This is a genomic window from Pseudomonas sp. KH_050, assembly GCF_057838875.1.
Genome location: NZ_CM174478.1, coordinates 4,369,994 through 4,381,931 on the forward strand (window position 1 = coordinate 4,369,994; position 11,938 = coordinate 4,381,931).

The 11,938-nt window shown below is 60.4% G+C and carries 7 protein-coding genes; 4 read left to right on the forward strand and 3 right to left on the reverse strand.

Annotated elements, in window-relative coordinates; translation table 11 throughout:
• Positions 1-202: 202 nt before the first annotated feature.
• Both smc and AC3IUA_RS19870 read right to left on the reverse strand, forming a co-directional pair.
• Positions 203-3,691 carry a chromosome segregation protein SMC gene (gene smc / locus AC3IUA_RS19865; RefSeq protein WP_489356554.1) on the reverse strand — a complete coding sequence of 1,163 codons (3,489 nt, stop codon included), beginning with the start codon at positions 3,689-3,691 and terminating at the stop codon, positions 203-205.
• Positions 3,692-3,693: 2 nt separating this feature from the next.
• The gene (locus AC3IUA_RS19870; RefSeq protein ID WP_489356555.1) at positions 3,694-4,353 is read right to left on the reverse strand and encodes a GntR family transcriptional regulator; all 660 of its coding nucleotides are present in this window, start codon (positions 4,351-4,353) and stop codon (positions 3,694-3,696) included.
• 304 nt (positions 4,354-4,657) lie between these two features.
• Between AC3IUA_RS19870 and xdhA the strand changes: the two genes are divergently transcribed.
• The 4 genes from xdhA (at position 4,658) to guaD (ending at position 10,820) form a co-directional block, all read left to right on the forward strand.
• Entirely contained in the window at positions 4,658-6,112 is a 1,455-nt protein-coding gene (gene xdhA / locus AC3IUA_RS19875; RefSeq protein WP_489356557.1) for a xanthine dehydrogenase small subunit, read from the forward strand.
• Positions 6,105-8,504, forward strand: a complete 2,400-nt coding sequence (xdhB, locus tag AC3IUA_RS19880) for a xanthine dehydrogenase molybdopterin binding subunit (protein WP_489356559.1) — start codon at positions 6,105-6,107, stop codon at positions 8,502-8,504. The genes xdhA and xdhB overlap by 8 nt, the downstream gene beginning before the upstream one ends.
• A gap of 159 nt (positions 8,505-8,663) precedes the next feature.
• Positions 8,664-9,506, forward strand: coding sequence for a xanthine dehydrogenase accessory protein XdhC (xdhC, locus tag AC3IUA_RS19885; RefSeq protein WP_489356561.1), 843 nt, complete (start codon positions 8,664-8,666; stop codon positions 9,504-9,506).
• A gap of 9 nt (positions 9,507-9,515) precedes the next feature.
• Positions 9,516-10,820, forward strand: coding sequence for a guanine deaminase (gene guaD / locus AC3IUA_RS19890; protein ID WP_489356563.1), 1,305 nt, complete (start codon positions 9,516-9,518; stop codon positions 10,818-10,820).
• Positions 10,821-10,938: 118 nt separating this feature from the next.
• Here the strand turns inward: guaD and AC3IUA_RS19895 are convergent, their stop codons facing one another.
• Positions 10,939-11,703 (reverse strand): GntR family transcriptional regulator, encoded by a 765-nt coding sequence (locus AC3IUA_RS19895; RefSeq protein ID WP_489356564.1) that lies wholly within the window; start codon positions 11,701-11,703, stop codon positions 10,939-10,941.
• Between the last annotated feature and the right edge of the window lie 235 nt (positions 11,704-11,938).

The window sequence follows — 11,938 nt, forward strand, 5'->3', positions numbered from 1 at the left end:
AACCCCTTTAAAACGTGGCGCCAACTCTATGTTCTGACAGGCGTTTTGCCCACGCATAGGAAAAATTGACATTAAACTAGCACGACCAAAGATAACTTTACACCGTCTGTCGCAATGGCTTCAGCCATTATGTCGATTGGCCAGCAAGTCGCGTAAAAAAAATCTCCTACACCATATAGAAAATCGCCCTACGCACACCGACTCAAGCATCCACCATTGCCATCGCCTCCTCGACATCAACTGCCACAAGGCGTGAACAACCCGGCTCGTGCATCGTTACCCCCATCAACTGATCAGCCATTTCCATGGCGATCTTGTTGTGGGTGATATAGATGAACTGCACTGTCTGGGACATTTCTTTCACCAACCGGGCGTAGCGTCCTACGTTAGCGTCATCCAGCGGCGCGTCAACTTCGTCGAGCATGCAGAATGGCGCCGGGTTCAATTTGAAAATAGCAAATACCAGGGCCAGCGCGGTCAGAGCTTTCTCACCACCAGAGAGCAAATGGATGGTGCTGTTCTTCTTTCCGGGCGGACGCGCCATGATCGTCACCCCTGTATCGAGTAGATCTTCGCCCGTCAGTTCCAAATAAGCGCTGCCACCACCGAAAACTTTTGGAAATAGTGCCTGTAAACCACCATTGATCTGATCAAAGGTATCTTTAAAGCGATTGCGGGTTTCTTTATCGATCTTGCGAATCACATTTTCAAGGGTGTCGAGGGCTTCGACCAGATCGTCATTCTGTGCATCCAGATAACGTTTACGCTCGGATTGTTGCTGGTACTCGTCGATGGCCGCGAGGTTGATCGCGCCCAGGCGCTGAATCCGCGCGGCAATCCGCTCGAGTTCTTCTTCGGCGGCTTTTTCGTTGAGCTGGGCATCCAGCGTGGCGAGCACACCGTGCAAGTCGTAGCCGTCCTCGAGCAACTGGTCCTCGAGGGCCTTGCGGCGCACGGTCAACGCCTGCCACTCCATGCGCTGCTGTTCGAGCTGGCCGCGGATCAGTTGCGACTGCTGCTCCGCCTGGCTGCGACGCTTCTCGGCATCGCGCAATTGGCGGTCGGCATCTTCCAGGGCGATCTGCGCCGTCCTGAGCTCTTCATCGACCGTCATGCGTTTGTCGAGCAGCTCTTCGAGCTTCAGACGCAGCTCTTCGAGCGGCGCTTCACCCTCCTCCAAATTGAGGCTGAGCTGTTCGCTTTTTTCGGTCAGACGCTCGGACTGTAATTCGAGCCGCTCCAGCGCCTGGCGAGTGGAATCGTGCTGAGCCTTGAGCGACCCAAGGCGCACCGCCAGTTGGTGGGCGTGATCCTTATGCTGGCGGGCTTCCTGGCGCACCCGATCCAGGCGTTCACGCAAGCTGTCACGCTGGGCCAGCAACAATTCGCGCTGTTCGGTATCAACCGCCATGCTGTCGAGCGCGTCCTGCAATTGCAGGCGCGCCTCGCCAACCTGTTCGTGTTCAAGGGCGCGCTGCTCGCCGAGCTCGACCAACTCTTCGTCGAGACGCGTACGGCGCAAGGTCAATTGTTCGGCCTTGGCCTTGCCGGCGGACAACCGGGCCTTCAACTCGCCCTGCTGACGCGCCTCGTCCTGCAGCAAGCGGCGTAAATGTTCGCGGCCATTTTCTTGCTGGCGTTGTTGTGCCCGCAGGTTCTGCAACTGGGTCTCCAGCGCTTCCACGGTGGCTTCACGCTCGTCGCGCTCATCGCCCAGCCGCTGGATTTCCTGACCGCGGGCCAACACACCGCTTTCGGCTTCGCTGGCGCGTCGCACCCGCAGAAAGTGCCGACCTAGCCAATAGCCATCGCGGCTGATCAGGCTTTCACCGACCGCCAGCTGGCCACGCAGGGCCAGGGCCTGCTCAAGGGTTTCCACCGGCCTGACCTGACCCAGCCAGGGCGACAGGTCGATCTCGGCTTCGACCTTGTCGAGCAGGCTGCCGGGCACGCGAATGCCATCGCTGCCAGGACTCAAGAGGCGCAGGTCGCCCTGCTGGAAGCCGGCCAGATCGAAACCGGCAAAGTCGTCGACCAACACCGCTTGCAGGTCAGCGCCAAGCACGGTTTCCACCGCCAGTTCCCAGCCGCTTTCAACCTGCAGGCCCTGAGCCAGTCGCGGCCGTTGCGCCAATTGCTGCTCACGCAGCCATTGCGCGGTGCCGGTGCCCGGGTCGAGCGCGGCTTGCTGCAAGGCTTCCAGGGAAGCCAGGCGGCCGTTGAGGCGCTGCAACTCGCCTTGAGCCTGTTGCTGTGCCTGGGTCGCGTGCTGCAACTCCTGGCGCAACTGTTCCAGGCGCTCGACTTGCCCCTCCTCGCTGGCCTGCAAATCCTCGAGCGTCATCTCGCTGGCAGCCAGTTGCTCGCCGAGTTCAAGGATTGCCGCGTCTTCCGGATCGGCCGCCAGCAATGCCTGTTCTTCAGCCAAACGGCGCTGCCGATCGGCGAGACGCTCCATGCTGGTTTCCAGCTGCTGGATCCGCGATTGCTGAACCTCGGCCTGGCGCCGGGGTTCGGCGGAGCGCAGGTTGAACGTGTCCCATTGCTCCTGCCAGCCATGCATGGTGGTTTCCGATTCTTCCAGCGCGGCGGCGGCCTCTTCGGCGGCGGCGCTGGTAATCTCCTGCTCCGGCTCGAGCATCTGCAGCTCTTCGCCGAGGGTCGCCAGCAAGGTGCGGTCGAGGCCCAGATGGGATTCGGTTTCCAGCCGCGAACGTTCGGCTTCGCGCAGGTCGTCTTGCAGCTGGCGCAAACGTTGCTGACCGTGCTGGATGCTCTGCTCGACCCGGGCGATGTCGCCGCCGACCGAATAGAAGCGTCCCTGCACCAGATTGAAGCGTTCGGAGAGGTCATGATGGCCATCACGCAGCCGCTCGATGCTGGCATCGGCATTGCGCTGCTCGGCCACCAGGGCTTCGAAGCTGACTTCCTGGGTGCCGATGATCGATTCGCGCTGGCCCACCTGCTCGTTCAAGGCCTGCCAGCGCAACGCCGACAACTGTGCCTTGAGTTGACGCTCTTCGCCTTTATATTCCTGATACTTCTCGGCGGCCTGGGCCTGGCGATGCAGACGCTCGAGCTGGCGCTCCAGCTCTTCGCGCAGGTCGGTCAGGCGGGCAAGGTTTTCATGGGTGCGGCGGATGCGGTTTTCGGTCTCGCGCCGACGCTCCTTGTACTTGGAAATCCCCGCCGCTTCTTCGATGAAGTTGCGCAGATCTTCGGGCTTGGCCTCGATCAGCTTGGAGATCATTCCTTGTTCAATGATCGAGTAGCTGCGCGGGCCGAGGCCGGTGCCGAGGAAGATATCGGTGATATCACGACGCCGGCATTTACTGCCGTTGAGGAAGTAACTGTTCTGGCTATCGCGGGTCACTTTGCGCCGAATGGAAATTTCCGCATACGCCGCGAACTCCCCGACCAGGGTGCCATCGGAGTTATCGAATACCAGTTCGATGCTGGCCTGGCTGACCGGTTTACGGCTGGTGGAGCCGTTGAAGATGACGTCGGTCATCGACTCGCCGCGCAGGTTTTTTGCCGAGCTCTCGCCCATCACCCAGCGCACGGCGTCGATGATATTCGACTTGCCGCACCCGTTGGGCCCGACCACCGCCGCCATGTTACTGGGGAAGTTCACCGTGGTCGGGTCGACGAAGGATTTGAACCCCGCCAGCTTGATGCACTTGAGCCGCATGCTCAGGCAACCGTCAACGCAGACAGCACCAGATCGCAACTGCGCTGGGTGTAGGCCGAGAGCACCACGCGAATCTGCGGCAAATCACGGGCCAGCACGGCGGCCAGCAGGCGCTCGAACAGCTCCAGGAACTCGCTCATTTCGGCCTTGCGTTGCTCCAGCGCGAGGTAGTACGCGCGGCTCATGGCCGGCTGCAGGTTCTCGACGGTTTCCTCCAGGTACGGATTGTTCGCGAAGGGGTACGCCGCACGCATCACATTGAAGCTGTCTTCGACAAAGGTCTGAATGTCCTGCCGCTCGTAGCTGGCGACCAGACGCTGCTGGATTTGCAGGAACGGCGCCATATCAGCCTGAACCGCCCACTCATTGGCCACGGCATTGCCCAGCAGGATGTACAGCTCGCTCATCAGCGTGCACAGGCTCTGCACCTTGTGCGCGGTGAGTTCGGTGACGTGGGCGCCGCGCCGCGGCAGGATCGCAATCAGGTGGCGGCGTTCGAGGATCAGCAAGGCTTCGCGGACCGAGCCGCGGCTGACATTGAGGGCCAGCGTGACCTTCTGTTCCTGAATGCGCTCCCCAGGCTTGAGATCCCCGCGAATGATACGTTCGGCGAGGTGGTGAGCGATTTGCTCGGCGAGGCTGTCCGGCGCCTTGAACGTCATGGTTCTTCCTTCAAACTCTTCGATCGGTACAAGCGGCGCAGTGTAACTCAGTTGCCGGGTAATGGCGCAGGGCGCTGATTGTAATGGCCAGGGGGCTGAATTTGGCACGAAATACGCAACAAACATTCAATAAAGACGCAAAAGGCAAGCTATCCCCTTAGGGTCAATAATGAATAGAGGTGTCGTTAATCGGCAAAACTGAATTTCCTGACCTTTAAGTCAAAAAATCATTGACCGAAAAGTCAGACATGACTAAATTCAGCTCAAGTCGGTTAACAACAATAATGAGTCTGCGAGGCCTTCCGTGATCCAGTTTTTACTAAACCAGGAACTCCGTAGTGAGCACGCCCTGGACCCGAACCTGACCGTGCTCAATTATCTGCGCGAGCACCTGGGCAAATCCGGCACTAAAGAAGGTTGCGCCAGCGGCGACTGTGGCGCTTGCACCGTGGTCGTCGGCGAATTGCAGACCGATGACAGCGGCCGCGAGCACATTCGCTATCGCAGCCTCAACTCGTGCCTGACCTTCGTTTCGTCGCTGCACGGCAAACAGCTGATCAGCGTCGAAGACCTCAAGCACCAGGGCCAGTTGCACAGCGTGCAGAAAGCCATGGTCGAGTGCCACGGCTCACAGTGCGGCTTTTGCACGCCGGGTTTCGTCATGTCGCTGTTCGCCCTGCAAAAGAACAGTGACCAGCCGGATTCCCACAAGGCCCACGAAGCGCTGGCGGGTAACCTCTGTCGCTGCACCGGCTATCGGCCGATTCTCGCCGCTGCCGAACAGGCCTGCTGTGGCAAGCAAGCTGACCAGTTCGACGCCCGCGAAGCCGAGACCATTGCCCGTCTGAGAGCCATCGCGCCGACCGGAACCGGCGAGCTGAACAGTGGCGATAAACGTTGCCTGGTGCCCTTGACCGTTGCTGACCTGGCTGACCTTTACGATGCCTACCCACAAGCCCGGTTGCTGGCCGGCGGCACCGACCTGGCGCTGGAAGTCACACAGTTCCACCGCGCCCTGCCGGTGATGATCTACGTGGGCAATGTCGCCGAGATGAAGCGCGTCGAGCGTTTTGACGATCGCCTGGAAATCGGCGCAGCCACCTCGCTGTCCGATTGCTATGAAGCGCTCAAGGCCGAATACCCGGACTTCGGCGAGTTGCTGCAACGCTTCGCCTCCCTGCAGATCCGCAACCAGGGCACGCTGGGCGGCAACATCGGCAACGCCTCGCCTATCGGTGACTCGCCACCCTTGCTGATCGCCCTCGGCGCACAGATCGTTCTGTGCAAAGGCCAGACCCGCCGCACCCTGGCACTGGAAGACTATTTCATCGATTACCGGGTAACCGCGCGCCAGGAAAGCGAGTTCATCGAAAAAATCATCGTACCCCGCGCCAGCGCCGAGCAATTGTTCCGTGCCTACAAGGTTTCCAAGCGTCTGGACGACGATATATCCGCGGTCTGCGCAGCGTTCAATCTGCGCATCGAAAACGGTGTGATCGCTGACGCCCGGGTCGCCTTCGGCGGCATGGCCGCCACCCCGAAACGCGCCAAGAGTTGCGAGACCGCCCTGCTCGGTTCGCCATGGAATTCATCCACGGTCGAGCGCGCTTGCGCTGCCCTGGGCGAAGACTTCACGCCGCTTTCGGACTTCCGCGCCAGCAAGGAATACCGCCTGCTCAGTGCGCAGAACCTGCTGCGCAAATATTTCATCGAACTGCAAACACCGCACATCGAGACTCGGGTGACCGCTTATGTCTAATCATCATGCCGTCGAAAAAACTCAGGCGGAACTTGCCGAACTGTTTGCCCGGGACCTGACTTCCGGGGTCGGTCGCAGCGTCAAGCACGACAGCGCCGACAAGCATGTATCCGGTGAAGCGGTGTACATCGATGACCGCCTGGAATTCCCTAATCAGCTGCATCTGTATGCGCGGCTGTCGGACCGCGCCCACGCGAAAATCATCAGCATCGACACTGCGCCCTGCTACGCCTTCGAAGGCGTGCGCATCGTCATCACCCACAAGGATGTGCCGGGCCTGAAGGACATCGGCCCGCTGTTGCCCGGCGACCCGTTGCTGGCCATCGATGACGTGCAATTCGTCGGTCAGGTGGTGCTGGCAGTGGCAGCAAAGGACCTGGAAACCGCGCGCACAGCGGCCATGGCCGCGATCATCGAATATGAAGATCTGGAACCGGTACTGGACGTGGTCGAAGCGCTACGCAAAAAGCATTTCGTGCTCGACAGCCACACCCATAAACGCGGCGATTCGGCCAACGCCCTGGCCACCGCCGAGCACCGGATTCAAGGCACGCTGCATATCGGCGGCCAGGAACATTTCTATCTGGAAACCCAGATCTCTTCGGTGATGCCGACCGAAGACGGCGGAATGATCGTCTACTGCTCGACCCAGAACCCCACCGAAGTGCAGAAGCTGGTGGCGGAAGTACTGGACGTGTCGATGAACAAGATCGTCGTCGACATGCGCCGCATGGGCGGTGGTTTCGGCGGCAAGGAAACCCAGGCGGCGAGCCCGGCCTGTCTGTGCGCGGTGGTCGCACACCTGACCGGCCAGCCGACCAAAATGCGCCTGCCGCGGGTCGAAGACATGCTGATGACCGGCAAGCGTCACCCGTTCTACATCGAGTACGACGTCGGCTTCGACAGCACCGGGCGACTGCACGGCATTCAACTGGAACTGGCAGGAAACTGCGGTTGTTCGCCGGATCTCTCGGCCTCGATCGTCGACCGTGCGATGTTCCATGCCGACAACTCTTATTACCTTGGCGATGCGACCATCAACGGTCACCGCTGCAAGACCAACACCGCGTCGAACACCGCTTATCGTGGCTTCGGTGGCCCGCAAGGGATGGTCGCGATCGAGGAAGTCATGGACTCGATCGCCCGCCATCTGGCGCTCGATCCGCTAGCGGTGCGCAAGGCCAACTACTACGGCAAGACCGAGCGCAACGTCACCCATTACTACCAGACCGTCGAGCACAATATGCTCGAGGAAATAACTGCCGAACTCGAGCAAAGCAGCCAGTACGCCGAGCGGCGTGAAGCGATCCGTCGCTACAACGCCAACAGCCCGATCCTGAAAAAAGGCCTGGCGCTGACCCCGGTGAAATTCGGCATTTCCTTCACCGCCAGTTTCCTCAACCAGGCCGGTGCCTTGATCCACATCTACACCGACGGCAGCATCCACCTGAACCATGGCGGCACGGAGATGGGCCAGGGGCTGAACGTCAAGGTCGCCCAAGTGGTGGCCCAGGTATTCCAGGTCGAAATCGACCGGGTACAGATCACCGCGACCAATACCGACAAGGTGCCGAACACTTCGCCGACCGCCGCCTCCAGCGGTGCCGACCTGAACGGCAAGGCCGCGCAAAACGCCGCGCAAATCATCAAGCAGCGCCTGGTGGAATTTGCCGCGCGCCAGTACAAGGTCAGCGAGGAAGACGTCGAATTCCGCAATGGCCACGTGCGAATTCGCGACCACATCCTGACCTTCGAGGCGCTGATCCAACAGGCGTATTTCGCCCAGGTGTCGCTGTCCAGCACCGGCTTCTACAAGACCCCGAAAATCTTCTACGACCGCAGCCAGGCTCGTGGTCGGCCGTTCTACTATTACGCATTCGGCGCGGCCTGCTGCGAGGTGATAGTCGACACACTGACCGGCGAATACAAAATGCTCCGTACTGACATCCTGCACGACGTCGGCGCTTCGCTGAACCCGGCGATCGACATGGGGCAGGTCGAGGGTGGGTACATCCAGGGCATGGGTTGGCTGACCATGGAAGAACTGGTGTGGAATGCCAAGGGCAAGCTGATGACCAACGGCCCGGCCAGTTACAAGATCCCGGCAGTCGCCGACATGCCGCTGGACCTGCGGGTGAAGCTGGTGGAAAACCGCAAGAACCCGGAAGACACGGTGTTTCACTCCAAGGCGGTCGGCGAGCCGCCGTTCATGCTCGGCATCGCCGCCTGGTGTGCAATCAAGGATGCCGTGGCGAGTCTGGGCGACTACAGGCACCAACCGAAAATCGACGCGCCGGCCACTCCGGAGCGGGTGTTGTGGGGCTGTGAGCAGATGCGCCAGTTAAGGGCGGCGAAAGCTGTCGAGGCGGAGCCTGAGTTGGCTTCGCTCTAGACCGAGGCGCTGCCATCGCGAGCAAGCCCGCCCCCACACTAGATCTGCTTGAAGCACAAATGGTGTGCACCCTGAAGATTCAATGTGGGAGCGGGCTTGCTCCGGGCGGCGTTCCGACGATGACAGCCGAACAGACACCACAGTTGCAAAAGGTGATACATGAACAACTGGATAAGCGCCCTCGCCGACCTGCAAACCCGGGGCGAACCCTGCGTATTGGTGACCATCATCGAAGAGCTCGGCTCGACTCCGCGCAATGCCGGTTCGAAAATGGTTGTCAGCGCCACCCAGTCCTTCGACACCATCGGCGGCGGGCACCTGGAATACAAGGCCATGCAGCTTGCCCGGGAAATGCTCGCCAACGGCAAGCAGGACACCCACCTGGAGCGCTTCACCCTTGGCGCCAGCCTCGGTCAGTGCTGCGGTGGTGTCACCGTGTTGCTGTTCGAACCGATGGGCCAGGTCCAGGCGCAGATCGCCGTATTCGGCGCCGGCCATGTCGGCCGGGCGCTGGTACCGCTGCTGGCCAGCCTGCCCTGCCGCGTACGCTGGATCGATTCGCGGGAACAGGAGTTCCCCGAGCAGATCCCTCACGGTGTGCGCAAAATCGTCAGCGAAGAACCGGTGGATGAAGTCGACGACTTGCCCGCCGGCAGTTACTGCATCGTCATGACCCACAATCACCAGCTCGATCTGGAACTGACCGCCGCGATCCTCAAGCGTAACGACTTCGCCTACTTCGGCCTGATCGGCTCGAAGACCAAACGGGTCAAGTTCGAACACCGCCTGCGCGATCGCGGATTCGACAGCGCGCTGCTGCAACGCATGCGCTGCCCGATGGGCATCGGCGAAGTCAAAGGCAAGCTGCCTGTGGAAATCGCCATCTCCATCGCCGGCGAAATCATCGCCACCTATAACGCGAATTTCGGCCAGCACAGCGCCAGCGCCGAACCTATTGCCAAACTGCTGCCAGCCTCACGCCGCAGCCAAGCCACGAACTGAGAAACCCTCATGCCTTTGACTCGTAAAGCCTACCGTGCCGCCATCCTGCACAGCATCGCCGACCCCGCCGTGGTGGGAATCGAAGCGTCCTATGAGTATTTCGAAGACGGTTTACTGGTCATCGACAACGACCGGATCAGTGCCCTCGGCCACGCCAGCGAATTGCTCCCCAGCCTGGCGGCGGATATCGAAATTACCCATTATAAGGATGCGCTGATCACTCCCGGCTTCATCGACACCCACATCCACTTGCCGCAGACCGGCATGGTCGGTGCCTACGGCGAACAGCTGCTGGACTGGCTCAACACCTACACCTTTCCCTGTGAAAGCCAGTTCGCCGACAAGGCCCACGCCGAAGAGGTCGCGGGCATTTTCATCAAGGAACTGCTGCGTAACGGCACCACCACCGCGTTGGTATTCGGCAGCGTGCACCCGCAATCGGTGACGTCGTTCTTCGAGGCCGCCGAACAACTGGATCTGCGGATGATCGCCGGCAAGGTGATGATGGACCGCAACGCCCCGGATTACCTGACCGACACCGCTGAGTCGAGCTACCTCGAAAGCAAGGCGCTGATTGAACGCTGGCACGGCAAGGGCCGCCTGCACTACGCGGTAACCCCGCGTTTCGCGCCGACCAGCACCCCGGAACAGCTGACCCTCGCGGGGCAATTGCTCAGCGAATACCCCGACCTGTACATGCAGACCCACATCAGTGAAAACCTGCAGGAAGTCGAGTGGGTCAAGGAGCTGTTCCCGGAGCGCAAGGGCTACCTGGACGTCTACGATCATTACCAATTGCTCGGCGAGCGCTCGGTATTCGCCCACGGCGTGCACCTGTGCGACGACGAATGCGCACGGCTGGCAGAAACCGGGTCGGCGATCGCCTTCTGCCCGACCTCGAATTTCTTCCTTGGCAGCGGGCTGTTCAACCTGCCAATGGCCGAAAAGCACAACCTGAATGTCGGGCTGGGCACGGACGTCGGTGGCGGCACCAGCTTCTCGCTGCTGCAAACCCTCAACGAAGCTTACAAGGTCATGCAAATGCAGGGCGCGCGCCTGAGCCCGTTCAAGTCACTGTACCTGGCGACCCTCGGCGGCGCCCGGGCACTGCGCCTGGAAGACAAGATCGGCACCCTGCAACCGGGCACCGACGCCGACTTCCTGGTGCTCGACTACAACGCCACACCGCTGCTCGGCTATCGCCTGAAACAGGCGAACAACATCGCCGAAACCTTGTTTGTGTTGATGACCCTAGGGGATGACCGGACAGTGTTGCAGACTTATGCGGCGGGGAATCTGGTGCATCAGCGCTAAGATTTTTTATGGTCTGTCAGAATGCCAAAAGATCGCAGCCTTCGGCAGCTCCTACAGGTGTACGCATTACCATGTAGGAGCTGCCGGAGGCTGCGATCTTTTCGGCGAGCCCTGCAAATCAGAGCTTGGCGGTTGTGCGACCCGGCTTCTTGCTCTGCAACAGATGCGAGAACACCGCGTGCAGATCGTCCGAGGCGCTTTCTTCATCGAGGTTGAGCTTGCTGTCGATGTGATCCATGTGATGCATCATCAGGTCCACCGCAAGCGTCGCATCGCGCGCCTCGATGGCGTCGATCAACTGAGTGTGTTCATCGTAGGAACAATGCGAACGGTTGCCGCTTTCGTACTGGGCGATGATCAATGAAGTCTGGGACACCAGGCTGCGCTGAAAACTGATCAGCGGGGCATTTTTCGCCGCTTCGGCAAGCTTAAGGTGGAATTCGCCGGAGAGCCGGATACCCGCCCCACGGTCGCCACGGGAGAAGCTGTCGCGCTCGTCGTTGACCATCTGCCTCAGCGCCATCAGCTCCTCGGCTGTCGCATGCTGCACCGCCAATTCAGTAATCGCTCGCTCTACCAGACGCCTGGCGAGGAACACCTGGCGGGCCTCATTGACGCTCGGGCTGGCCACGACGGCGCCACGATTGGGGCGCAGCAATACCACGCCTTCATGGGCCAGACGCGACAGGGCGCGACGAATGATGGTACGGCTGACCCCGAAAATTTCCCCCAGCGCTTCTTCGCTCAACTTGGTGCCGGGCGCCAGGCGCTGTTCGAGAATGGCCTCGAAGATATGCGCATAGACAATATCGTCCTGGGTTCCACTGCGGCCGGCTTTGCCTGCTCGCGGCTGTTTCTTGAGGGGCTGCAACTGATCGTTCATGGGCACTCGAGTTGGGAAAACTGCGGCGAATTACCGTGACTGTAGTACGACACGACAGGTCGCGGGCAAGTATCGCGGAAAAACATGGCACATTGTACACAACCGCGAGTGCTAACACGACTGTACGGCAGTTTGCGCCCGTGGCTGTATTGCAACACTCAGTCATGTTTGAGTTTAGGCTTCACACAGAATCCGTGACGAACACCGAACCGTAGGAGCTGCCGCAGGCTGCGAT

Bases quoted from the DNA above. Each gene is read 5' to 3' on its own strand.
- xdhC (WP_489356561.1), top strand. From the start codon at position 8,664: ATGAACAACTGGATAAGCGCCCTCGCCGACCTGCAAACCCGGGGCGAA.
- smc (WP_489356554.1), bottom strand. From the start codon at position 3,691: ATGCGGCTCAAGTGCATCAAGCTGGCGGGGTTCAAATCCTTCGTCGAC.
- guaD (WP_489356563.1), top strand. From the start codon at position 9,516: ATGCCTTTGACTCGTAAAGCCTACCGTGCCGCCATCCTGCACAGCATC.
- AC3IUA_RS19895 (WP_489356564.1), bottom strand. From the start codon at position 11,703: ATGAACGATCAGTTGCAGCCCCTCAAGAAACAGCCGCGAGCAGGCAAA.
- AC3IUA_RS19870 (WP_489356555.1), bottom strand. From the start codon at position 4,353: ATGACGTTCAAGGCGCCGGACAGCCTCGCCGAGCAAATCGCTCACCAC.
- xdhB (WP_489356559.1), top strand. From the start codon at position 6,105: ATGTCTAATCATCATGCCGTCGAAAAAACTCAGGCGGAACTTGCCGAA.